Here is a 24,671-nt window from a genome sequence, read left to right as displayed (position 1 = left end):
GTGACGGGGCCGGGTCGGGCAATGCAATTATCCCGGCCCGGCCCCGGGTTTGTTTGGCCGGTCACCCATCATAACACGCATTATATAAGGAGGGGGATTCGTGGATAAGCTGGATGCCATTTTTGCACCTGAAACCATTGCCGTAATCGGTGCATCCACCCAGAAAGGGAAGGTGGGGCACGATATTTTTGCCAATATTTTATCCAATGGGTATAAGGGAACGCTGTATCCGGTCAATCCAAAGGCCCGGTCCGTGCTCAGTGTGAAATGTTATACCAGTATCGGCAATATTCCGGATCCCATTGATCTGGCCATGATTATCCTGCCGCCCAAAGCAGCCCTGGCATCGGTTCAGGAGTGTATCAACAAAGGAGTCAAAGGGATTGTTATTGTTTCTGCCGGATTCAAGGAAGTCGGCGGGGAAGGGGCGGATATTGAAAAACAGATCAAAGTCCTGTGCAACAAGGCAGGGGTTCGTCTGGTGGGACCCAACTGCCTAGGTGTGATCAACCCGTCGCCCAAAGTATCCTTGAATGCCAGTTTTTCGGCCCGCATGCCGGAACCGGGCAATGTGTCGTTTATCTCCCAGAGCGGGGCGTTGTGCACGGCCGTGCTGGATTACGCGGCGGACAAGGGATTCGGGTTTTCCAAGTTCATTTCCATCGGCAATAAGGCGGATGTGGATGAACTGGATCTGCTGCGATATTATCATAAAGATCCGGACACGGATGTGGTCATGATTTATATGGAAGAGCTGAGCCGCAGCGCTGAAGAATTTATCACCGAGGTCCGGAAAATGACGTCGGGCACCAATCCGACCCATGTGATCGCCATCAAGTCCGGATCATCCGCTGCCGGTGCCCGGGCTGCGGCTTCCCACACCGGCGCTCTGGCCGGGGCCGACGTGATTTATGACGGGTTGTTTACCATGGCCGGGATCCTGCGGTGCAAGACCGTGAACCAGCTGTTTGATTATGCCCAGGCCTTTGCCGGCAACAAATATCCCACCGGCGATCATGTGGCCATTGTCACCAATGCCGGCGGGCCCGGTATTATGGCCACGGACATGAGTGAACAGTCCGGGTTGAAGCTGGCTCAGTTTTCCGAAGAAACCATCACGGAACTGAAAAAATACCTGCCGTCCACCGCCAATTTTCACAATCCCGTGGATGTAATCGGGGATGCAGCCAAAGACCGGTATGAAAACACGCTGGCCACGGTGCTGGCGGACCGGGGCGTGGATGCGGTGCTGATTATTCTGACGCCCCAGTCCATGACCGATGCCATCGGCACGGCCGAATCCATTGTCCGGATTGCCGAAAACACCATCAAACCGATTCTATGCGCTTTCATGGGCATCGTGGATGTGTCGGACGGAGTCAAACTGCTTCAGAAACACAAGGTGCCCGTGTACCAGTTTCCTGAAAGTGCGGCCCGGTCTTTGGGCGCATTGCGGGAGGGAATGAAATGGCTGTTTCGAAAAATTCTGCCTCCCTACAACCTGGTATATGACAAGGAAAAAGCGGGCAGAATCATTGAACAGTATCTGTCCCAGGGCCGGTTTGTTTTAGGGGAACTGGACGGCAACGAGATTCTCAAATGTTACGGCTTTAACATTCTTCCCATGGAACTGGCGAAAACCGCAGATGAAGCCCGACAGATGGCTGAAAAACTGGGGTATCCCGTGGTGATGAAAATCGTGTCCCCCCAGATTCTGCACAAGTCCGATGCCGGAGGCGTCAAGGTCCGACTGGAAAATGGCAAGGCCGTTGAAACCGCATTTGAGCAGATCATGGAAAATGCGAAAAAATATGATCCGGATGCGTATCTGGAAGGGGTGCTGGTGCAGCAGATGGCGCCTGCGGGCAAAGAAGTGATTCTCGGGGTGACCTGGGATCCGGTGTTCGGGCATGCCGTGATGTTCGGGCTGGGCGGTATTTTTGTTGAAGTATACAAGGATGTGGCGTTTAGATTGTCTCCCATGGGACGGAACGTGGCCAGAAGAATGGTGAAAAGCATCAGAGGATACCCCATTCTCAAGGGATTGCGTGGAGAAGCGCCGTCTGATATAGAAGAGATCGAAAAAAATATTGTTTCCTTAAAGGCCCTGGTGGATGATTATCCGGTCATCAGGGAGCTGGATATCAATCCGCTGTTTGTTCATGAGGCAGGAAAGAAAACGACCGTGGCTGATATCATTATCCGGCTGGATGACTCAGCCCAAAACCAATGTAATGGAGGATCTTCAAATGCCTGAAGAAAAAAGTTTTATCATGGAGGCGGCCAAAAAAGCGGCGGAGGCCAACAAGGAGGCTGTCCGGAAAAACGCATTGCCCAAAGTGGATTTTTCCGGCTTTATCCTGTCCATATACTCTTCCGGCCTGGTCCAGCTGGGAAAAGTGGGAGACCCTTCTTCGGGCGAAGTCAAAAAAGACCTGACCATGGCCAAATACACCATCGATATGATGGCCATGCTTTCGGAGAAAACAAAGGGCAATCTGAACGAAGATGAAGAAAATCTGATGCGGGCGCTTCTCAGTGAGATCCGGATGGCCTACGTGGAGGCAAAGGGGTGAGTCAATCTTTGGCCTCGTTTGCCAAAATCAATCTGTTTCTTCATATCACGGGCAAACGGCCGGACGGGTATCATGACCTGTTTTCCCTGATGACAAAAATCACACTGGCGGATGAGATGACCCTTACGTTTAAGGTGCCCGGGGTCAGGGTCTTCTGCAATCATCCCCTGGTCCCTCAAGACCAGACCAATCTGGCGCACCGGGCTGCCACGCTGTTTTTCCGGTCCTGTGAAAAGCAAAAAAAAAATATTTCCGTGCCGGGTGTGGCCATTGATATCCGGAAGCACATTCCTGTGGGCGGCGGACTTGGCGGCGGGAGCAGCAATGCCGCCGCCGTGCTGTCCACATTGAATGCCCGGTGTCATGATCCGTTTTCCCAAAACGAACTGATAAAAATGGGGCAACACCTGGGAGCGGATGTGCCGTTTTTTCTGTATGGTGACACGGCCCTGGCCACGGGGATGGGAGAAACACTGAATCAGGTGCCGAAACTGTTTCCTATCCATGTGGTCGTGTGTGACCCGGGTATTGCTGTTTCCACGGCCAGCGTGTTTCAGAATCATGATTTGTGTTTGACATCTTCAGGGAAATATACTATAGAAACGGCTTCAAATATTTTGTCTGCAAGACAGGATGTTGATATACGGCCATATTTACACAACGATCTGGAAGCCGCCACTTTCAGAGTATACCCGGAAGTCAGAGTTGCCAGAGATGAAATAGCACAGTTGTTACAGCGAACGGTACTCATGTCAGGTAGCGGTGGGTCGTTGTTTGCCCTTTTTTCAGACGAAAAAAAAGCAGGACATGGGTATGATCGGCTTCTTACGCACTGGGCCGGGGGAAAAAAGCGGGTGTTTCTGACCGCTTTACAACAACAGTGATATATAAGCCATGCTGGGGCGTCGTCAAGTGGCAAGACACAGGGTTTTGATCCCTGCATTCAGAGGTTCGAATCCTCTCGCCCCAGCCAATTTAATTGATGACAAAATAAGACTATAAAACCTAAAGAGATTTGTTATGAGTGGGCTGTCAATATTTGCGGGTAATTCAAACCCGCTGTTGAGCGATCGGATTTCCGAGTATCTTGCAAAACCCCTGGGAAAATTGAAGGTCAACCGGTTCAGTGATGGAGAAATTCAGGTTGAAATTCTTGAAAATGTCAGAAAGCAGGAAATCTATGTGCTTCAATCCACCTGCTACCCGGTGAATGATCATCTGGTGGAACTGCTGCTGTTAATCGATGCATTCAAGCGCTCGTCCGCCAGCCGGGTTACGGCAGTGATCCCCTATTTCGGTTATGCCCGCCAGGACAAAAAAGTGTCGCCCAGAGTGCCTATTTCCGCCAAAATGGTGGCGGATCTTCTGGAAAATACCGGGGTGGACCGCGTGATTACCATGGATTTACATGCCGGCCAGATTCAGGGCTTTTTCAGTGTGCCCGTGGACAATCTGTATGCGGCCCCCATCATTATCGATGATATCAAGACCCGGTACCCTGAAAATCTGGTGGTGGTATCTCCGGACGCAGGCGGTGTGGAACGGGCCAGGGCCTATGCCAAACGGCTGCACTGCAGTCTGGCGATTGTGGATAAGCGCCGGAGCGCTCCCAATCAGGCCAGGGCCATGGCCATCATCGGCGATGTCAAAGACAAGGTTGCCATCGTGATCGATGATATGGTGGATACGGCCGGTACTTTGACCGAAGCAGCCGGGGTGATCCGTGAGAAAGGGGCCCGGCAGGTGCATGCCTATTGTACCCATCCGGTTCTGTCCGGACCGGCCATTGAAAGGATCACCCAGTCTTCACTGAATTCACTGGTTGCAACGGATACCATCCCCTTGTCACCCGAAGCGCAGGCATGTGAAAAGATTAAAACGCTTTCCATTGCCAAGCTGGTGGGTGAGGCCATTATGCGCAGTTACAGAGGCGACTCGGTGAATTCATTATTTATTTGAAACGCTTTTTCATAAATTATTACGGTTTTTAACACGCTGTTTTTTGTTCAACCGATAAAACAGCGGCTATGGAGGGAAATACATTGGATCTGATTAAATTGAACGCCACGGAAAGAAACACCCGTGGCAAAGGTGCCGCCAGAAGACTGCGCGGCAAAAAAATGATTCCGGGAGTCGTATACGGGCCCAAGATGGACCCCGTGATGGTCAGTCTGGACACCAGTGAGTTCGACAAGATTGTTCGGGACCGGGGTGTTTCCGGGCTTTTTTTGAGCCTGAAAATTCAGGGGGATGCGCCCCAGACCAAGGTAGTCATGCTCAAGGAACTGCAGATGGATCCTTTCGGGATTGAATATCGGCACGCAGATTTCCAGCAGATTGACATGGATACCCAGGTGACGGTATCTGTCCCTGTGGAGATCCTCGGGACGAGCAAAGGCGTCAAAGACGGCGGGGGCATGCTTCAGATCATCCGCCGGGAACTTGAAGTGGTCTGTAAGCCGGGAGACACACCGGAACGGATTGAAATCGATGTCACCCACCTGGAAATCGGAGATGCGATTCATGTGGAATCCATCGATCTTGGCGAAGGGGTCCAGATTCCCCATGATGTCAATTTTACCGTGGTGACGGTCGTTCCGCCGGATGCAGGCGAAGAGGAAGAAGTGGAAGAAGACGATCTTCTGGATGAAGAGGAAATGGCAGAAACATCGGAGGATGCTGCTGCTGAATCAACGGAATAGCGTGTAGCATGGATTATGTCATCCACGCGCTTTAAATTGATAGCGGGTCTGGGAAACCCGGGTGAAACCTATTCCCGGACCCGTCATAACATCGGTTTTCTGGTGGTTCAGGCCATTGCAGAACAAGCTGATACTGAGTTCAACAAAACCCGGTTTGATGCCAATTACACCCGGACAACGCTTTACGGCCAGGACGTGTTTCTGGTCAAACCCCTTTCCTATATGAATCGGAGCGGGTTCCCCCTCCAGAAATTATCCGCCTATTTCAAAATTCCTGTTAACGATATCATCGTCGTCCATGATGATATGGATCTGCCTTTCGGGGTGCTTAAAATTGTTCAAGACCGGGGATCCGGCGGGCACAACGGGATCAAATCCATTGTGGATGCGTTTGGCAGTAAAGGCTTTGTCCGGGTGCGGGTGGGCGTTGGACATCCCGGCACCCAAACCGGTGTAACCGGCCATGTCTTAGGTGGGTTTACCCCTGAAGAGCAGGCCGGTCTGGACACCGTGATCAAGGATGCGGTGGCCGCATGCCGGCTCATTCTTTCCCGCGGAGTTGTTCAGGCCATGAATCAGGTGAATTCCAGGCGATAACCCTTTAAAAACCGGTATTTGGGTTTTTTCATTGACAATCTTGTTAGAATGTGTCTATATATCCAAGAATGGGCAAATTGTAAATATATCAAGGTGGGTTATCCAATGGGTGAAAAATCCAAGAACACAGGGGCTAATGTGAACACATCAACCAAAAAAGAATTTGCAAAAGGGGATCTGGCAGTTTATCCGGCACATGGCGTGGGGTGTATCGAGTCCATTGAAAGCAAAGAGATAAACGGTGATACCATGAACTTTTACATGATGAAAATTGTGGAAAACGGCATGGTTATCATGATTCCCACCTCCAATGTCGAATCTGTGGGGTTGCGGGAGGTGATTGCGGAAAACGAGATCCCCGAAGTGTACAAGGTGATGCAGGAAAAGGTTCATAACGGGGACAACCAGACCTGGAACCGCCGGTACAGAGAATATATGGACAAAATAAAGACCGGTTCCATCTATGATGTGGCTGAAGTTTTCCGGGATCTGTTTCAGCTCAAACTGGAAAAAGATCTTTCATTCGGGGAACGCAAACTGTTGGATACGGCACAGAACCTGCTGGTTCAGGAGTTGTCCACAGCAAAGGACATGGATGAAATTTCCATGATGAAGGAAATCGAAAATCTGTTTCAATAAACGGACAATCAATTTGTGAAACTTAGAACCGGCGGATGGATTTCACCCGTCGGTTTTTTTATACCCATCCATGAAAATCGATTTAATCATTTCTTTGTCATCAGCGGGTCAGCGGCTGGATACCCTTGTGGCTCAAACAGTGTCCGCGTGTTCAAGATCCCGGGCTGCCGCCGCGATCAACAACCAGGAGATCCGGGTGTCAGGCCAACGGAAACGCCCGGGATACCGGGTGAAAAAAGGGGACCGTGTCTGTGGCGAGATGCGGCTGGAACAGAGTGAAAAAAATCTGAAACCGGATGCCCAGCCGTTGGATGTGGTTCATTCGGATCCTTACATAATCCTGGTGAACAAGCCGGCCGGCCTGGTGGTCCATCCCGGGGCAGGCCATGATAACAATACCCTGGTGAACCGCCTGATTCATCATTTCCCGGATCTGGATCAGGTGGGAACAGATCCCACACGGCCCGGGATCGTTCACCGTCTGGACAAAGACACCAGCGGATTGATTCTGGTGGCCCGGACCCGTCACAGTCTGGAATTTCTGCAAAAAGAATTTAAATATCATCGGGTGAAGAAAACCTATCTGGCCTTGGTGTCCGGCCGTGATCTGGCTGGGACCGGGGAAGTGGATCGTCCTGTCGGGCGCCATCCAACGCATCGCAAACGGATGTGTGTAAATGTCGATACGGGCAGACATGCCCGGACCGGTTGGCAGGTGCTTCAGCGATTCGACAACGCCTGCCTGGTGTCAGTGCAGCTTTATACCGGTCGAACCCATCAGATCCGGGTTCATTTTTATGATATGGATTCCCCGCTTTTAGGAGACCGCACCTATCAGTTTCGCAGGAACCGGACCGGACGTCAGGCGTATCCCCGGCACATGCTCCATGCCTGGCAGATCGAATTTAATCATCCATATTCCGGCCAAAAATTCAGATTTGCCGTGGATCCTCCCAAGGACTTCATCCGTGTGGCCGCGTCACTGGCACACAGGGTTTCTGATGATTCACAAAAGGTGTGGGAACAACTGATTTCCGGCCGTCCGGTTTAAAACGGCGGCCACAGCATGGGCAGCAGAATCACGGAGATCACCAGAGAAATAAGGGTAATGGGAACCCCTACTTTGACATAATCCATGAACCGGTATCCCCCCGGACCCATGACCAGCAGGTGTGCCGGATGGGACAACGGGCTGGCAAAACTGGATGATGCGGCAATGGCCACGGTCATCATGAGCAGATGCGGAGAAATTCCCAGTGTGGCTGACGCACTCAGGGCCACAGGAGTCATCAGGACCACCAGGGCTGCCGTGGGAATGATCTGGGTCCCCAGCACGGTGATGAAAAACAGGGCCCCCACCACCCATCTGGGGCCCATATCCCCGACCGTTGCAATCAAGGCCGATGCCCCCATCTGGGCGGCCCCGGTGTTTTCAATGGCCGCACCTAAAGGCAGCATGGCTGCAATCAGAAACACCACCTTCCATTCAATGGCCCGATACGCTTCCTCCATGCTCAGGCATGTGGTTAAAATCATGCAGGTGGCGCCGGCCAGAGCGGCAATGGAAATGGGCACCAGCCCCAGCATGGCGCTGAGAATGACCGTCACCATGATGATAACGGCAATCTTGGCTTTTTCCAGGCGGGGGGCCTGGGCTGCGGTTTCGTCCAGTACCAGGAAATCGGGATCCCGGGCCAGGGCTTCCAGATTCCGGCGCTGGCCATACACCAGCAAGGCATCCCCGAACTGAAGCGGCAGGTCCTGCAGTCCAGTGCGAAAGGCCCTGCCTTTCCGCCAGACCGCCAGGACACTGATGCCGTACCGCTCCCGGAACATCAGGCTTGCCAGGGTTCTTCCGGCAATGGTGGTGCGGGGGGAGAGCAGCACTTCCGTGGCTCCGATCTGCTGGGATTCCAACTCTTCAGACAACCGTGCGGACTGTTTAGTGATGTCAAGGTCCTGCAGTCCCTGCAAAATTGCCAGATCATGAAAAGACCCCTGAAGCAGGAGCAGATCTTCAGGCTGAATCTCTTCATGGGGAACCGGCATCCAGATCAGGGCCGACTCCCGGATAATGCCGGCCACAGTCAAACCGAACGCATTTCCCAGCCGGCTTTCGATGAGATCATGCCCGGCCAGAACCGATCCGTTCGGCACCCGCACCGGCAGCAGTGCCATTTGCTCTTCCGCCGGTAACCGGGGGTGATCCGGTGTTATAAAATGCAATTGATCCACCACGTTGTTGTGTGCCAGTGTTTCCAGTGCGGCTTTTTCTCCTTGTAAAAATAACTGGTCGCCGGGCGTCAGGCGATGAAGACGCAGATCCCTGACCGGTGTCTGATCTGCAGTATACAGGGCTGTAACATGGACCCGGTGTTCCCGTCGCAATCCACTGTCCGCCAAAGTAACACCCGACAGCGGCGATGCCGTATGAACCATGGCATTTGCCATGAACAGATGCTGCGACACCAGATCACGGACCTGTTCCGGTGGTTCGATCTTTAAATGCTGGCTGGCATGAATGCGCTGTAAATGCTCCGGACTGCCGTGAACAATTAGCGTATCTTCAGGTTCCAGAACCTGATTTGGCGCCGGGGCCAGCATCATGACGCCTTTTCGCTGGATGGCCAGAACCGTCAGGTAAAGGGCGGATCCCAGGCGGCTTTCTGAGAGCGTGCGGCCCTGAAGCGGGGAGTTCTCTGGAATGCGGGTGGTAAAAATATGGGTGTCCAGCTGATAAGATGAACCAATGGCTTTGTGATAACCGGTTTTTGCCTCTCCGGACCGGGTGGGTAAGAGATGCCGCCCGATCAGGATCATAAAAACGATGCCGGCTGCCACAATGGCGCCTGTGATGGGAGTAAAATCAAAAATGGAGAAAGGTTCCAGTCCGGCGCTGCGCAGGGCATCGGTTGCCAGGATATTGGGCGGGGTGGAGATACTGGTGAAAGGACCTCCCAGCAGGCACCCCAATGACAGGGGCATCAACAGCCGGGAGGGCGGATACCCGCTGCGCCGGGACAGTTCCATGGCAGAGGGAAGCAGAATCGCGGCGACTGTCACGGTGTTGATGAGAGCGGACAGCAGGCTGGCAAAAAGCATCAGCGCCGCCATCAGTGTGATTTCACTGCCCCGGGCCAGCCTTTGAAGCGGCCGGCCCAGCTGATGCGCAATGCCGGTGCGGGTGAGTCCAGCCGTCAGAATAAACAATGCCCAGACCGTGACCACCGCCGGGCTGCTGAACCCGGCCATTGCTTCCTGGGGCGTGACCAGTCCGGTCAATGCCAGTGCCGATAGCACCATCAGTCCCACCAGATCCACCCGGAGCCAGCCGCCGATAAACAGGACAAAGGCACAAAGAACAATACCCAGCAAAACATAGATGTCACCCATGGTTCATGCACTCCTTATTTCACACAGAATTCCACACAGACAGCAATCCGCAAATAGTACTGAACACCGCTGATTTTGTAAATCCTGAATGTTTTTTCTTGACAGACCGCCCCTTTTGGTTGACATAGTGACTTTTTTTGACAAACAAAATTCAGCAACGAAAAAGGCCAGTACCCCGGATATGAAACAGGCATTGATTCACAACCCCATGTATATCTATCTGATGGTGCTTACCATCACGGTTTCCGGAGGCCTGCACGTGTGGCAGACCCTGTTTGACAATTTTGCAGTCAACGTGGTTCATCTGGAAGGTCATCATGTGGGAGTGATCCAGTCTGTCCGGGAAATTCCCGGATTTCTGTCTTTGCTGGTGGTCTATGTGCTGTTGATTCTCAAGGAACACCGGTTGTCCGCCCTGTCGGTTCTGCTTTTAGGCATCGGGCTGGCCGCCACGGGCATGCTTCCCAGTTTCATGGGGCTGATTTTGACCACGCTGGTGATGAGTTTCGGGTTCCATTATTATGAAACCACCTACCAGTCATTGGGGTTGCAGTATTTTGACAAATCCGTGGCGCCGGTGGTATTTGGGAAACTCAGAAGCTATGCCGCGTTAAGCAGCATGGTTACCGGCGGTGTGGTGTTTATTCTGGTGATGTTTCTTTCTTTTTCCCAGATGTATGTGGTGTTCGGCGCTTTGGTGGCCGGGGTCGGCCTTTGGGCGTTCACAAGGAATCCTGCATCCACGGATATGATACCCCAGCATAAAAAATTGATTTTTAAAAAGTGCTACTGGCTGTACTATGCCCTGACCTTCATGGCCGGTGCCCGGCGACAGATCTTTATGGCGTTTGCCGTATTTCTGCTGGTGAAAAAATTTGAATATTCCGTCCAGGGAATTGCCGTTCTTTTTCTCATCAACAACAGCATCAATTATTTTTTAAGCCCGTTTATCGGTAAATGCATTGTCTGGTTCGGGGAACGCCGGATGTTGAGCCTGGAATACCTGGCCCTGATTTTTATTTTTATTTCCTATGCCCTGGTGAGTTCTCCGGTAGCGGCAGGGGTGCTGTATGTTCTGGATCATGTGTTTTTCAATTTTGCCATTGCCCTCAACACCTTTTTTCAGAAAATTGCCGATCCCAGGGATATTGCGCCCAGCATGGCCATGGGATTCACCATCAATCATATCGCCGCAGTGGTACTGCCGGCAGTCGGGGGGCTGCTCTGGCTGATCGACTACCGGATCCCGTTTATTGCCGGTGCGGGATTGAGTGTCATTTCCCTGATGCTGGTGCAGTGCATCACCGGACAGTTAAAAGCCGCATCGGCTGATGCCTGATCCCTGGAAATGAAAAATTATAACTGGCTGTAGGCGCACCGGATCAATTGCTCCGTGGTCTCCCATGAAATGCATTCATCCGTGATGGACACCCCGTATTTCAGGGCACACCCGTCCCCGGGACAGTTCTGGCGGCCTTCAAACAGGTTGCTTTCAAGCATCAGGCCCATGATGCCTGAATTCCCTTCAAGGCGCTGATCCAGTGCACTTTTAAACACAAATGCCTGACCCGTGAATTTCTGACCGGAATTGTCATGGGAACAGTCAATGATGAGGCGGTCCGGCAGGTGCTGCTCTCTGAGGATGGTCCGGGCCCGTCCCACGGAAACCGGGTCATAGTTCGGGGTGGCACCGCCCCGCAGAACCAGGTGGCAGAACGGGTTACCCGTGGTGGACACCACAGAGGAACGGCCATCCGGATCAATACCCAGAAAATGCTGAGGAGAGCCGGCTGCCTGAATGGCGTTGACAGCGGCGGTGATCCGGCCGTCCGTGCTGTTTTTAAATCCCACGGGCATGGACAGACCGGACGCCATTTCCCGGTGGGTCTGGGATTCTGTGGTTCTTGCTCCGACAGCCACCCAGGCAAGCAGTCCGGCAATATACTGAGGCGTGATGGGGTCCAGGATTTCCGTGGCCGTGGGCAGTCCTGTGTCATTGATGTCGATGAGCAGTTTTCTGGCGGTTTCCAGGCCGGCATTGACATTGTATGAGGCATCCAGAAACGGATCATTGATCAACCCTTTCCATCCCACGGTGGTACGGGGTTTTTCAAAATAAACCCGCATGATCAGGTTGATTTTGTCTGCAACCTCCCGGCGCAGTGCCATCAGTTTATGCGCATATTCCAGGGCCGCTTCCGGGTCATGGATGGAACAGGGGCCGGCAATGATCAGCAGGCGGTCCTCTTTTCCCGTCAAAATATCCGCCACCTCTTTTCTGCCGGAAACAACCGTGTGAGCAGCTGCATCCGTCAATGGCAGGACCTGCTTCATTTCCGTGGGGGATATCAGGGGTTTGAACTCTTTTACGTGGATGTCAAAGGTTTTTTTCATGGCGGTCTCCTTTGCAGGTCATCAGAACCCACCGCCCAAAGCCTTTAAAACGCAAAAAGCCGCAGGCGGTGAGAGTGCCTGCGGCTTTTTGTTTGTTATGGAATCGGTTTACGGCAGCCCAGGCAGATGCGTATAATAATACACATAATAATATGCATACGATCTGTCTGTGGCGCTCAAGTTCATTTAAAATTCTCCGTTGGCGTTTGTTTAGCTAAACCATATTTTTTGCGTTTGGTCAATGATTTTATTTTAAAGCGTTCTCATTGGTACATATCCGGCACCGGCGGCAATCAATCATGGGGCAGGCCGGGGATTGTTTTTCCTTTGCAGCCCGGTGCCATTCAGCGGCAAGAAATTTTTTGGAAATGCCTGAATCCAGAAAATCCCATGGTAAAGACGGCAGAGCCGGGCAGGGATCGGTATCCGCAATTCCGGAAACCGCCGGTATTGGTTTCGGGGTGTAAATGATCCGGCGGCAGTCATCCATATGATGCCTGAACGCATAGGCCCATCCATGGTCACAGGCGGTTTCTATCACATTCGCTGTGTTTTGGTCTCCCAAAGACAAAAGCGCGCTGATTTTTGCGGTTTTCACCGAAGGCAGGTTCACAATGACATTGGGTGTTTTTTTCAGACCCTGTCCGATGATGCCGATGCGGCGTTTGAGCGTGGCATCATCGGTCAAAGCAGCCCATTGAAACGGTGTGGCCGGCTTGGGAATAAAGGCATTGATGCTCAGGGTGATGGTGCCCATGCGTTTCTGTTTTCTGGAAACCGTTAAAAAGCGTTCCTTGATTTCCCGGGTCAGATTGACAATGGCCCGGACATCGTCATCGGTTTCAAAAGGCAGGCCGATCATGAAATACAGCCGAAGGTTTAAAATGTCTTTTGCCACCAGTTTTTCCACGGCCAGAAAAATATCGGGTTCGGTCATTTTTTTGTTGATAACACGGCGCATGCGTTCAGATCCGGCTTCCGGCGCAATGGTGGCGGTTTTAACTTTGGATCGGTGCAGCAGATCGATCATGGGGTCATCGAGTTTATCGGCCCGCAGAGAGGAAAACGACAGCGAAAATCCGTGATCCGTGCCATATTCACAGATGTCGGCAATGTCCGGATGATCCAGGATGGCGGAGCTTACCAGGCCGATTTTCCGGGTGTTTCCCGACGCCTTGTCCATGGCTTTCAACACATTTTCTTTGGGATAGATCCGGGGGGGGCGGTAAATAAACCCGGCGGTACAGAAACGGCACCCATGGGGACAGCCTTTGAGTATTTCCACCAGAAATTTGTCTTTAAACGCAGTGTGTGATGTCAAAACACAGGTATGGGTCTGGATATGATCCAGGTTTTCCAGAAACCGGACCGGTATTTTTTTTTTAGAAAATGGCGGATGCCGGGCCGGTACATAGGCCCCGGGCAGGTCGGTTTCCAGAATAGCCAGCAGATCGGTTCGATGAGGATATTGATGAAACAGGGAAAAGAATTCATTGACCAGACATTCCGCTTCCCCCAGAAGAAAAAAATCCATGAAAGGGGCAATGGGTTCCGGATTGAGAAAACAGGCCACCCCGCCGGCGGCCACCAGAGGATGGAGGTGGTTTCGGTCTGATGACCGCGGGGGGATGCCTGCTTGTCTGAGTATGTCAACCAGATGGATATAATCGTTTTCAAAAGAGATGGAAAACAATATGATATCAAAGTGATGCAACGGCTGCCGAGTTTCACAGCTGACCACGGCATTCTTTTTTTGCCTGAGGTTCGGCAGAAAAACCCGTTCACAGGCAATGTCGGGTTCCTGATTGATCAGGTGATACACCCGCTGAAATCCTAAGTTGGACATGCCGGTTTTGTAAGTGTTGGGATAGACCAGGGCCACCCGGGTCAATCCCTTTCCCTGCTTGATGATGACCCCTTTTTCAGTCAGGAGGTCATGAGACGGTCTGGTTGATGGTGTCACCACATCAATCGGCTTTTCTTCTCAAAAAAGTGGGCACCTCCAGATTGTCATTGTCAAAGGCATTGTCCGTGTAGGGTAAGGCAATGTCTTCCCCGCCCACGACCCGTTTGTGGGTGACCCGGACTTGATCTTCCTTCCAGTTGGCCAGCTCCTCCTGGGTGGGAGTCCGAACCCGGCCCCTGGCAATGGAACCACCGGAATTTTCGAAAGTATTCGGCCGGGGCTGGGCCGCTGTTTGATTTCGTGCCTGCTGGCCATCATAACCGGACTCCATGGCCGGCATTGCAGGGGGTTCGAACCGATGCATGTTTTCAGCCAGTTCCGGTTCTTTTTCGCCGATGCCGGTGGCAATGACCGTAATCCGGATTTCATCTCCCAGGGTTTCATCAAAGGTCTGTCCCCAGATGATATCTGCAGCATCTCCCACTTCCTGGTAGATCCGGTCCGAGGCTTCGGTCATTTCGTCCAGGGTCAGATCGGATGACGAAGTGATGTTCATGAGCACGCCTTTGGCTCCGGAAATGGAAATATCTTCCAAAAGCGGATGGGAAATGGCTTTTTCCGCCGCTTCCGTGGCCCGGTTTTCACCGGAGGCAATGCCGATGCCCATCAGGGCTTTCCCGGCTTTCTGCATGGTGGTTTTGACGTCGGCAAAGTCCAGGTTTACATGGCCGGGCATCATGATCAGATCAGTGATCCCTTTGACGGAATGGTGAAGAATTTCATCTGCTTTGATGAACATATCCACCATTCTGGCGCCTTTGGGTGCGATTCCCCGAAGCCGGTCATTGGGAATGGTGATGACGGTGTCGGTGATGCCATGGAGCTTTTCCAGTCCATCCAGGGCCTGGCGCTCTCTTTTTTTGCCTTCAAAGGAAAACGGTTTGGAAGCCACGGCAACGGTGAGGATGCCTAAATCCTTGCAGATTTCTGCAATCACCGGGGCCGCGCCCGTACCGGTACCGCCGCCGAACCCGGCTGTGATAAAAACCATGTGGCTGCCTTCCAGAGATTCCCGGATTTCATCCATGCTTTCCAGGGCCGCTTCTCTACCGACGTTGGGATCCGCTCCGGCCCCGAGTCCTTCGGTCAGGGATTTTCCCAGCTGGATTTTGATTTCCGCATTGGATGTTTCAAGGGCCTGGGCATCCGTGTTTGCCACGATAAATTTCACGCCCTGGAGATTGGCATTGATCATGTTGTTGACCGCGTTTCCGCCGGCTCCGCCGACACCGATAACCTTGATTTTTGCTGACGCTTTGCTTTCCACAAAAGAAAAATTCATGTCCACCTCCCTGGTGAGTTGTTTATATAATATCTTTAAACCATTGTTTCATTCGTGTGACCACCGGTCTTAAGCCGGGTTTGACGGGTTCTGGTGCGGGCAGATCACAGGTGGCCGAGGCCCCGAAAACAACCAGGCCCACGCTGGTGGCATAGGCCGGGTTTCTGACAATGTCTTTCAATCCGCCGATCCGGTCCGGTTCTCCGATTCTTACCGGAACACTGAAGACCGATTCTGCAATCTCGGTGATGCCGTCCATCACCACACTGCCTCCGGTGAGAATGAATCCGGCGGGAAACGCATTTTCAAGCCCATTGGAAAACAGCTCTTTTTTGAGCAGAGAAAAGATTTCTTCCACCCGGGGTTCCAGAATTTCAGCCAGAATTCCTTTGGACAGCCGTTTGGGGGACCGGCCGCCCACGGCCGGCACTTCAATGGTGGCCCCGTTCCGGATGTGTTCCGGCATGCAGGTGCCGTGATCGATTTTGATTTTTTCCGCTTCCGGCAACGGGGTTCTCAGTCCGATGGAGATATCATTGGTGAGGTTGTGGCCGCCCACGGTCAATTCATAAATAAATTTAAGATTGTTGTCTTTGAAAAGCGCCAGATCCGTGATGCCGCCGCCGATGTCCGCCACAACGCACCCGAGCTCTTTTTCTTCGGCACTGAGGACTGCCTGTCCGGATGCCAGGGAGGACAGCACAATGTCACAGACCTCTAGCCCGGCCTTGTTGCAGCATTTCACCAGATTTCTGGCGGAAGAGACCGCACTGGTAACAATGTGTATTTTGGCTTCCAGACGGATGGCGGTCATGCCCACCGGATTCTGAATCGATCTCATGTCATCCACGACAAATTCCTGGGGAACGACATGAAGAATTTCCCGGTCCGCCGGGATGGCCACGGCTTTGGCCGCCTCAATCACCCGTTCCACATCATTCTGGGTAATTTCCCGGCCTTTGATGGCAATGATGCCGTGGCTGTTGAAAGCTTTGACATGATTGCCGGCAATGCCCACATAGACCGAAGAAATGTCGCACCCGGCCATGAGTTCCGCTTCCTGGACCGCTTTTTTGATGGCATCCACCGTGGACTCGATGTTGACCACCGAGCCTTTTCGAAGACCCGTGGACGGATGGGATCCCACACCGATGATATTGATTTCATCATCCAGGATTTCTCCCACCACGGCACAGATTTTGGTGGTTCCGATGTCCAGGCCCACAATTATTTTTTCATTCACCTGCAAAATCAGACCCCCTTTTCTATATTGGCCGGTAAGGTTTCCCTGGGTGCGGTTTGCACAAAAACCGTCTCTGTGTCGAACAGATCCATGGCACACAGGGTTTTTCCGGGAATGTTGGCGTGAATGTACTGACTGATCTGACGGGCTTTGTCCAGTTTCCGGTCGTAATCATCAAATCCCAGACAGATGGGTAACGCACGGGTTTTCGGCACCAGAGACGGCTTGAACAGTCCGGTTGCCTGAATGGTGACGCCCACCAGTTCATCCCCGTGGATGGAACGGATGTTGTTCTGGTATTTTCCCTGGAGAAGATCCAGCACTGCGTTGAACAATGGTCCTTCAAAATGGTAGAAATTGTCACTGCTGGTCAGATCCAGGCCCGTGATCACGGGGAGAGCCACATTCTGATCCATGTCCGGTTCATACGCTTTAAACGGCACTCCCTGCCGGTTGATGATCATATCCGGAAAATTTTCAATCCGGACGATGGCCAGCGGATGCTGCTCTTCAATGGAAATTGTCAACGTGGAGAACAAGGACCGGTGAACCGTGGCCGCTGCGATCCAGGGATGGGATGCAATGCGTTTTTCCATGACGGGCAGATTGACCTGGAAAATATTGGCAGGTCCCAACAGGTCGGCCAGGGCCAGAATTTCTTCTTTTTTCACCCGGTGTTCTCCCTGGATGTTGATCTGACGAATGGTGAAAAAAGGACTTTGCACCACCATGTCATGGGCAAACACAGCAAATACGCTGAAAACGCAGAGAAGCAGAACCGGTTTCAGCAAACTGGAAAAAAATGATGATTTTTTGGCGGTTTTTTCAGGGGCAGTGGGGTTTGCCGGTTCTTTGCGCCGGTTGGGCAAATATTTTTCATTCATTTTTCATTCCATCTCCTGTGGTGATGACTTCGGTTTCAAGAACGATATTGTATCGGTCCAGCACCTGTTGTTGAATATGCTGTTTCAGTGCCAGAATATCTTTGCAGGTGGCATGGCCGAGGTTGACAATATAATTGGCATGGATTAAAGATACCTGGGCATCCTGGATGGTTTTTCCCTTGAGCCCCGCTTCTTCGATCAGTTTGCCGGCCGGCCGGTCCGGACCCGGATTTTTGAAAAAACACCCGGCACTGGGCAGATCCATGGGCTGGGTGTGCTGCTTGCGTAAAAAAATGTCTTCATACGTCTGTTTGATCCGGGCAGGATCACCCGGTGACAGTGCCAGTGTGATGCCTAAAATCAGATGATTGTCAAGATGCAGCCGCCGATAGGAAAAGGTCAACGCGTCTTTTTTCAGGGTTTGAATGCTCAAGGTGTTCAGATTCAGAACCTCCAGACTGTAGACCCGGTTGCCGATGCCCTGGTCAGCCGTGCCCGCGTTCATGATTACAGCCCCCCCGACTGTGCCGGGAATTCCCGCACAAAATTCCAGACCGGCCAGACCCTGGTTTACGGCATATTTGCAGACCGTGGACAGCGGCTGGCCGGCTTCCATGAAAAGATGCACATGATTGCCGGAGTGCGGTCGAACCTGGATGCCGGATTTAAGGTGCGTGGTCACCATCACCAGTCCCCGGATCCCCTGATCCGAGACCAGCAGGTTGCACCCGCCCCCTACGATGGTTACCGGCACAGACGCGTTTTTAGCGGCACCCAGCAGGGCTACCAGTTCCTGCCGGGTCCTGGGCTGTGCCAGAAGGTCTGCCGGTCCTCCGACATTCAGGCGGGTATGGGCCGCCATCAGAACATCTGTTTTCAGATGAAATTCCTGTTGCAATGAATTTATGCCGGAATGTGATGTCATCGGATTTATAAAATCTCCAGCAATTGTTCGCCTAACGTGTGGATATCGCCTGCGCCCAGGGTGAGCACCAGGTCATCGGGTTTGAGTTTGCGGGTGACCATGGACAATGCCTGGGTGAAATCCGGGGCAAACGACACATCTTTATGACCATGGGTCTGGATGCCCTGGCACAATTGCCGGGAATCCACCTGGGGAATGGGGGGCTCACTGGCCGCATATATGGGAACCAGAATCAATACATCCGACTGATAAAAAGCCCGGGAAAATTCATTGAACAGTGCCTGGGTCCTTGTATAGCGGTGGGGCTGAAAAATGACCACCAGACGCCGACCCGGAAAACTTTCCCGCACCGCATTCAACGTGGCGATAATTTCGGTGGGATGATGCCCGTAATCATCCATGACCAGGATCTGCTTTTTATCTCCTTTGATCTCCAGCCGGCGTTTAACCCCCTTGATCTGCTCCAATGCCTGTTTAATGGTGTCAAAAGGGATCTTCAGCTCCAGTCCGGTGGCAATCCCGGCCAAAGCGTTTGAAATATTGTGCTGTCCGGCCAGATTGAGAACAATAGTACCCAGATTTTGGTTTTGCCGGGTGACCGTGAACCGGCTTTTGCCCTCTTTGAAGCTGATTTCCGTTGCCCGAAGGTCGGCCTGGGCTGCCATGCCGAAGGTGGTGTGACGTACTGTGACCCGGGGCAGAATGTTCTGGACATGTTCATTATCCAGGCACAGAATGGCCACCCCGTAAAACGGCACGGAATTGATGAATTGAACGAATTGGTTTTTAATGTCTTCAATGTCTTTGTAAAAATCCAGATGCTCCAGATCGATGTTGGTCACTGCGGCAATGGCCGGGGCGTATTTGAGAAACGAGCCGTCGCTCTCATCGGCTTCAGCTACGATAAATTCCCCCTGCCCGTGAAGGGAATTGGTGTCCAGGTCCATGAGCAGGCCACCGATGATCACGGTGGGGTCCAGTCCGGCTGTGTTGAGGATCTGGGCAACCATGGCCGTGGTGGAGGTTTTGCCGTGGGCCCCGGATACGGCGATGGCATATTTGATGCGCATCAGTTCCGCCAGCATTTCCGCTCTGGGAATGATGGGAATGCCCAGTTCTTTTGCCCGGACCACTTCCGGATTTTCCAAAGATATGGCGGAAGAAGTGACAATGACATTTGCATTGCCCACCTGTTCTTTGCTGTGTCCCTTGAATATGGTCGCACCTTTGTTTGTCAACCGCCGGGTGATGGCAGACAGTTTCAAATCGGATCCGGATACGGTATAGCCTAAGTTGATGAGCAGTTCGGCAATACCGCTCATGCCGATGCCGCCGATGCCCACAAAATGGATATGATAATCAGTCTGATACACGGGGTGAGACTCCTTTGTTTTGTAAAATATGGGCTGCAATCTGATCCGCTGCATCCGGTTTTGCCAGCTGTGCCATGGCATTGGCCATCCGGTTCAGTCGGTTTGGATCGGATTTCAGATCCATGACCGCCTGGTAAAGGGTATCTGAAGACAATTCCCTGTCTGCCATGACGATCGCGGCACCGTGGTCGGCCATGGATCTGGCGTTGTGGGTCTGATGATCATCCGCTGCATACGGGTAGGGGATCAGGATGGCGGGAACCCCTTTGACGGCCAGCTCGGACAGGGTGCCGGCCCCGGCCCGGCAGAGCACCAGATCCGCTTGTGCCAGAAGAGACGGCAAGTCGGAAAAAAAGTCCTGGACCCGGGCCCGGATTCCGGCAGACTGCAATTTTTCCAGGACCTCAGCCTCGTGTCCTTTTCCGGTTTGACAGATCATAAAAAAATTTTTGATTCCAGCCATGCGGGGGGCCATGTCCATCACGGCCCGGTTGATGCTGGCCGCTCCCTGACTCCCGCCGGTGACCAGAAGAACAAAGTCTTTTGAATCGATATCAGAAATCCAGGATGCCCGGGTTTGAACAATGGGACCCTGTTCCCGCACCGGATTTCCGGTTACCCGGGTTTTAGGGTTCTGATCAAATCCCCGGGTGTCTTCAAAAGCCGTGAAAATCACAGAACTGAATCGGGCCAGCATACGATTGGTCATGCCGGGAAAGGCATTCTGCTCCTGAATGGCGGTGGGGATTCTTAAAATCCAGGCAGCCAGCACCACGGCAAAAGAGGCATATCCTCCCACGCCCAGAACAAAATCCGGCTTGAACCGCCGGATAATCCACAGTGACTGGACCAGTGACACCAGGATGGCGGCAAGTCCTTTGAGCTTCTGAAACAGGGACCGGCCTTTGAGGGGCCGGGAAAAGATCGGGGTGTGATCAAACCCATACGCATTCAACGTGGTGGTTTCAAACAGAGCACTGGTGCCCACAAACCGAATCCGAACCCCTGGATGCCGGCGCTGAAGGGCCTGGGCCACGGCAATACCGGGAAACAGGTGTCCGCCTGTTTTTCCGCCGGCAATGATAACATGAAAATGATCCGTCATGGCTGGCCTTCCTTTTCAGGCGATGTGGAACGGGTGGCCCCGATGTTCATTAAAATGCCCATTACCGCCATGTTGATGATCAGTGAGGTGCCGCCGTAACTGATAAAAGGCAGGGTCAGCCCTTTGGTGGGGAACACGCTCAATGACACGCCGATGTTGATAATGATTTGTATGGCCAGATACAGGGTGAGCCCGGTGGCGGTAATGGCGCCGAACACCGTGTCGGCATTTCTGGCAATGGAACAGCCCCGGACCAGGATGATGGCGTACAGGGTCAAGATGGCCAACACCCCGATCAGGCCCAGTTCCTCGCCGATAATGGAAAAAATAAAATCCGTATGGGGTTCGGGCAGATAATGCATTTTCTGCATGCCCATGCCGATGCCCTGACCGAAAAGTCCGCCGGATCCAAAGGCTTTCAATGAATGGGTGATCTGGTATCCGGCATTATAGGGATCTTCCCAGGGGTCCAGAAAAGTCAGAATCCGGGTGAGCCGGTATTCCACCTTGAAAACCAGAAAATACACCACTGGAATGATAAAAGGCAGCGGGCATAACAGATGCCATATTTTGACCCCGGCCACAAACATCATGCCCCAGCAGATCAGACCCAAAACCACGATGGTACCGAAATCCGGCTGAAAAATGATCAATGTGGCAAACACGGCAAAGACCATGATATGAGGCATGAATCCAACGGAAAAATCCGTGATCATGGGCTGTTTTTTAGCCAGGCTGTATCCCAGAAACAAAATCAGGGCCAGCTTGGCAAATTCCGCAGGCTGGAATCGGAACATCCCCAGATCCAGCCACCGGTGGGCCCCATTGGCTTCAACCCCCAGCCCCGGGATGAGAACCGCGGTCAGGCAGATCAGGGCCGTGATCAAAATCACATAAGCCAGATGATTGTAGAACCGGTGGGGAAACGAGGCGGCCACAAACAACACGCCCAGGCTGATGCCGAAAAATATGATCTGGCGCTGGAGATAATAAAAAAGTGTGAAATGGTGCTGCATGGAAATGGCCGAGGATGCGGAATAGACCATGACAATGCCGATACCGCACAACATCAATGCCGGAAAAAGCAACAGTCTTTCCTTGAAAATCGGATGCACGGACCGGACGTTATCCATGGTTTTTTGCCTCCAGATCCTGAACATGACGGGTGAAGGCATCTCCCCTTGCCGCATAATTTTCAAACAGATCAAAACTGGCGCAGGCCGGAGACAGCAGCACCACGTCACCGGGCCGGGCAGCCCTGTGGGCTTCAATTACCGCTGCTTTCATATTCGATACGACGTTCACCTGCCGAATGGGAGAGAACACGTCATGAATACGATGGGCAGCTTCACCCATGGCAATGATCTGCCGAACATGGGAGAGGGCCGGTTCCAGCAGGGTGAAATCCGTGTCCTTTTCCCGGCCCCCCAGAATCAGAACCACCGGTTTTGTAAAGCAGGCCAGGGCACGGATTACCGCATCCGTGTTGGTGGCTTTGGAATCGTTGTAAAATTCAATACCTTCTATTTCAGTGACGAATGTCAAGCGGTGGGGCAGTCCATTAAAGGCATTGACCGCCTGTTGGATCCCCGAAAGAGTGCCTCCGGCACACAGGGTTGCCAGAGCAGCGGCTGCAATGTTCTCCAGGTTGTGAATGCCGGGAATCCGGACCCGGTTTTCACATTTAATTTGCCTGGGATGATCAGATGCTGTTTCCGGCAGAACCAAATGAATGGTCTGATTTTCCACTTTGGCCCCCCGGTGAATCCGGGTGCCCGGGGTGGATGAAAATTCATATAATCGGGCGGATAGGTTCGGACGGACATGACAGGTGTCATCCATGTCTGCATTGATTATGGCGGCATGGTCCGGTGTCTGATTTTTGAAAATCGACCATTTGGACCGGCAGTAATCCGCCATGCCCTGATATCGATCCAGGTGGTCCGGAGAGATATTGAGCAGCACGGCGGTTTCCGGTGCAAAGCGGCGGGCCAGATCCAGCTGAAAACTGGAAATTTCCGCCACCACCACCCGGGCCGGTGTGTCAGACATGAGATATTCCACCAGTGGGGTGCCGATGTTGCCGCCTGTGAACGTGGATATGCCCGAAGCTTCCAGCATGTCCCGCACCAGGGTGGTGACCGTGGTTTTGCCGTTGGTGCCGGTAATAGCCACCATTGGGGTGGTATTGTGCTGTGAAAAGATGTCCAGATCCCCGAACAACGGCACACCGGCGGCTTTTGCCTGGACCAGATGCGGGATATTCAGGGGAATACCCGGGCTTACCACAATGGCCCCGGCCCGGTTAAAGGTGTCTGAATCATGAGATCCGATCCGGGTGTCAATGCCCAGCTCGTGTAGTTCAATTGCATGGACATTTTTGGCGGCATCTGAGTCCGTGGCCTTGACCGTATATCCTCGGGCAGCCAGAAACTTTGCCATGGCCATGCCGGATCGGCCCAAACCGCAGATCAGTATGTAGGATGTCCGGGGCAACTGCATGATTTTGTTCACCTTATTTTCAACGTGCCTAAAGATAAAATAGCCAGGGTGATGGCAATGATCCAGAACCGGACGATCACTTTGGATTCATGCCAGCCTTTGAGTTCAAAATGGTGGTGCAAAGGGGCCATTCTGAAGATCCGTTTTCCTTTGGTCAGTTTAAAATATCCCACTTGAATAATCACGGACAGGGCTTCCATGACAAACAGCCCGCCCACAATGAGCAGCAGTATTTCCTGTTTCACCACCACGGCAATGGCGCCCAGAATCGCGCCCAAAGGCAGAGAACCGGAATCCCCCATAAAAATCTGGGCCGGGTGGGCGTTGAACCATAAAAACCCCATGCCGGCACCGGCCAGAATGGCGCAGATCACGGAAATTTCTCCGGCCGAGGTGATATGGCGCACATGCAGGTATTCAGCAATCTGAATGTGACCGGCCACATAGGCAAAAAACATATATGTGACTGAGGCCACGATCACCGGCCCGATGGCCAGTCCATCCAGCCCGTCCGTCAGGTTCACGGCGTTGGACGCACCGACAATGACCAGACAGGCGAATGGAATATACCAGAAGCCCAAGTCCGGTGAAAAATCCTTGAAAAACGGCACGGTCAAGGTGGTGGTAAAGTCCGGGCTCAGAAAAATGAGCAGACTGATCACCAGTCCGCAGGCGATCTGAATGATGAATTTGCCTTTGGCCGTGAATCCCATGTTCCGTTTTTTAACCTGCATGAGAAAATCATCCACAAATCCGATACCTCCGAACAGCAACAGCGTGAGCAGTAAAATAAAGATGTAGTGGTTGGTCAGATTTCCCCAGAAAATGGTGGCTGTGAACACGGAAAACAGAATCAGAATGCCCCCCATGGTGGGGGTACCCTGTTTGCCCAGATGGGTTTGGGGACCGTCCGTCTGAATCATCTGACCGATCTGCATGGCCGCCAGCTTCCGGATCACCCAGGGACCCAGAAAAAAACAGATCAAAAAGGCACTCAATCCCCCATAAATCGTTCGGAACGTGATATACCGGAAAATGTTGAGAAAGGATAACTGGTCATGAAGGGGGTATAAAAATTCGTAAAACATGA

Annotated in this window: 21 protein-coding genes and 1 tRNA gene; 10 read left to right on the top strand and 12 right to left on the bottom strand. The window is 52.6% G+C overall.

Annotation, left to right across the window (positions count from 1 at the left end):
- The first annotated feature begins 100 nt into the window (after nt 1-100).
- The 9 genes from DPO_RS10785 (at nt 101) to DPO_RS10745 (ending at nt 7,565) form a co-directional block, all read left to right on the top strand.
- Nucleotides 101-2,257, top strand: a complete 2,157-nt coding sequence (locus tag DPO_RS10785) for an acetate--CoA ligase family protein (RefSeq protein ID WP_006965921.1) — start codon at nt 101-103, stop codon at nt 2,255-2,257.
- Nucleotides 2,250-2,576 carry a DUF1844 domain-containing protein gene (locus DPO_RS10780; RefSeq protein WP_006965920.1) on the top strand — a complete coding sequence of 109 codons (327 nt, stop codon included), beginning with the start codon at nt 2,250-2,252 and terminating at the stop codon, nt 2,574-2,576. Before DPO_RS10785 ends, DPO_RS10780 begins: the two co-directional genes overlap by 8 nt.
- Nucleotides 2,573-3,460: a 4-(cytidine 5'-diphospho)-2-C-methyl-D-erythritol kinase gene (ispE, locus tag DPO_RS10775; RefSeq protein ID WP_006965919.1), complete on the top strand. Its 888-nt coding sequence runs from the start codon at nt 2,573-2,575 to the stop codon at nt 3,458-3,460. The genes DPO_RS10780 and ispE overlap by 4 nt, the downstream gene beginning before the upstream one ends.
- 14 nt (nt 3,461-3,474) lie before the next feature.
- Nucleotides 3,475-3,549: transfer RNA gene (locus tag DPO_RS10770), tRNA-Gln, on the top strand.
- 47 nt (nt 3,550-3,596) lie between these two features.
- Nucleotides 3,597-4,535, top strand: coding sequence for a ribose-phosphate diphosphokinase (locus DPO_RS10765; RefSeq protein WP_006965918.1), 939 nt, complete (start codon nt 3,597-3,599; stop codon nt 4,533-4,535).
- A gap of 83 nt (nt 4,536-4,618) precedes the next feature.
- The gene (locus tag DPO_RS10760) at nt 4,619-5,278 is read left to right on the top strand and encodes a 50S ribosomal protein L25 (RefSeq protein ID WP_006965917.1); all 660 of its coding nucleotides are present in this window, start codon (nt 4,619-4,621) and stop codon (nt 5,276-5,278) included.
- A gap of 15 nt (nt 5,279-5,293) precedes the next feature.
- Entirely contained in the window at nt 5,294-5,875 is a 582-nt protein-coding gene (gene pth, locus DPO_RS10755) for an aminoacyl-tRNA hydrolase (protein WP_006965916.1), read from the top strand.
- A 105-nt stretch (nt 5,876-5,980) separates the two neighbouring features.
- The gene (locus DPO_RS10750; RefSeq protein ID WP_006965915.1) at nt 5,981-6,514 is read left to right on the top strand and encodes a CarD family transcriptional regulator; all 534 of its coding nucleotides are present in this window, start codon (nt 5,981-5,983) and stop codon (nt 6,512-6,514) included.
- Nucleotides 6,515-6,584: 70 nt separating this feature from the next.
- Nucleotides 6,585-7,565, top strand: coding sequence for an RluA family pseudouridine synthase (locus DPO_RS10745; protein ID WP_006965914.1), 981 nt, complete (start codon nt 6,585-6,587; stop codon nt 7,563-7,565).
- Here the strand turns inward: DPO_RS10745 and DPO_RS10740 are convergent.
- Nucleotides 7,562-9,907, bottom strand: coding sequence for an SLC13 family permease (locus DPO_RS10740; protein WP_006965913.1), 2,346 nt, complete (start codon nt 9,905-9,907; stop codon nt 7,562-7,564). The two genes, DPO_RS10745 and DPO_RS10740, sit on opposite strands and share 4 nt — an antisense overlap.
- 181 nt (nt 9,908-10,088) lie before the next feature.
- Between DPO_RS10740 and DPO_RS10735 the strand changes: the two genes are divergently transcribed.
- Nucleotides 10,089-11,246: an MFS transporter gene (locus DPO_RS10735; protein ID WP_006965912.1), complete on the top strand. Its 1,158-nt coding sequence runs from the start codon at nt 10,089-10,091 to the stop codon at nt 11,244-11,246.
- 17 nt (nt 11,247-11,263) lie between these two features.
- On the opposite strand, the gene DPO_RS10730 is transcribed toward DPO_RS10735, so the two are convergent.
- The 11 genes from DPO_RS10730 to mraY all read right to left on the bottom strand — a co-directional run bounded on the left by DPO_RS10730 (nt 11,264) and on the right by mraY (nt 24,669).
- The gene (locus tag DPO_RS10730; protein ID WP_006965911.1) at nt 11,264-12,301 is read right to left on the bottom strand and encodes a 3-deoxy-7-phosphoheptulonate synthase; all 1,038 of its coding nucleotides are present in this window, start codon (nt 12,299-12,301) and stop codon (nt 11,264-11,266) included.
- 247 nt (nt 12,302-12,548) lie between these two features.
- On the bottom strand, nt 12,549-14,264 hold the full coding sequence (locus DPO_RS10725) for a radical SAM protein (RefSeq protein ID WP_236609945.1): 1,716 nt from the start codon (nt 14,262-14,264) through the stop codon (nt 12,549-12,551).
- A 4-nt stretch (nt 14,265-14,268) separates the two neighbouring features.
- A complete protein-coding gene (gene ftsZ / locus DPO_RS10720) occupies nt 14,269-15,549 on the bottom strand; it encodes a cell division protein FtsZ (protein WP_006965909.1) in 1,281 nt (426 codons plus the stop codon).
- A gap of 22 nt (nt 15,550-15,571) precedes the next feature.
- The gene (gene ftsA / locus DPO_RS10715) at nt 15,572-16,798 is read right to left on the bottom strand and encodes a cell division protein FtsA (RefSeq protein ID WP_006965908.1); all 1,227 of its coding nucleotides are present in this window, start codon (nt 16,796-16,798) and stop codon (nt 15,572-15,574) included.
- Nucleotides 16,799-16,800: 2 nt separating this feature from the next.
- Nucleotides 16,801-17,676: a cell division protein FtsQ/DivIB gene (locus DPO_RS10710; RefSeq protein WP_006965907.1), complete on the bottom strand. Its 876-nt coding sequence runs from the start codon at nt 17,674-17,676 to the stop codon at nt 16,801-16,803.
- Nucleotides 17,669-18,601, bottom strand: a complete 933-nt coding sequence (gene murB / locus DPO_RS10705) for a UDP-N-acetylmuramate dehydrogenase (protein ID WP_006965905.1) — start codon at nt 18,599-18,601, stop codon at nt 17,669-17,671. Before murB ends, DPO_RS10710 begins: the two co-directional genes overlap by 8 nt.
- A 5-nt stretch (nt 18,602-18,606) precedes the next feature.
- Nucleotides 18,607-19,974 carry a UDP-N-acetylmuramate--L-alanine ligase gene (gene murC / locus DPO_RS10700; RefSeq protein ID WP_006965902.1) on the bottom strand — a complete coding sequence of 456 codons (1,368 nt, stop codon included), beginning with the start codon at nt 19,972-19,974 and terminating at the stop codon, nt 18,607-18,609.
- A complete protein-coding gene (gene murG / locus DPO_RS10695) occupies nt 19,961-21,079 on the bottom strand; it encodes an undecaprenyldiphospho-muramoylpentapeptide beta-N-acetylglucosaminyltransferase (RefSeq protein ID WP_006965901.1) in 1,119 nt (372 codons plus the stop codon). Before murG ends, murC begins: the two co-directional genes overlap by 14 nt.
- Entirely contained in the window at nt 21,076-22,212 is a 1,137-nt protein-coding gene (ftsW, locus tag DPO_RS10690; protein WP_006965899.1) for a putative lipid II flippase FtsW, read from the bottom strand. Before ftsW ends, murG begins: the two co-directional genes overlap by 4 nt.
- Nucleotides 22,205-23,581, bottom strand: coding sequence for a UDP-N-acetylmuramoyl-L-alanine--D-glutamate ligase (gene murD / locus DPO_RS10685; RefSeq protein ID WP_006965897.1), 1,377 nt, complete (start codon nt 23,579-23,581; stop codon nt 22,205-22,207). Before murD ends, ftsW begins: the two co-directional genes overlap by 8 nt.
- Nucleotides 23,582-23,589: 8 nt before the next feature.
- The gene (gene mraY / locus DPO_RS10680) at nt 23,590-24,669 is read right to left on the bottom strand and encodes a phospho-N-acetylmuramoyl-pentapeptide-transferase (RefSeq protein ID WP_006965895.1); all 1,080 of its coding nucleotides are present in this window, start codon (nt 24,667-24,669) and stop codon (nt 23,590-23,592) included.
- Between the last annotated feature and the right edge of the window lie 2 nt (nt 24,670-24,671).

The sequence above is a fragment of the Desulfotignum phosphitoxidans DSM 13687 genome (genome assembly GCF_000350545.1).
Taxonomy (GTDB): domain Bacteria; phylum Desulfobacterota; class Desulfobacteria; order Desulfobacterales; family Desulfobacteraceae; genus Desulfotignum; species Desulfotignum phosphitoxidans.
This window is presented reverse-complemented; position numbering and strand designations above follow the sequence as displayed.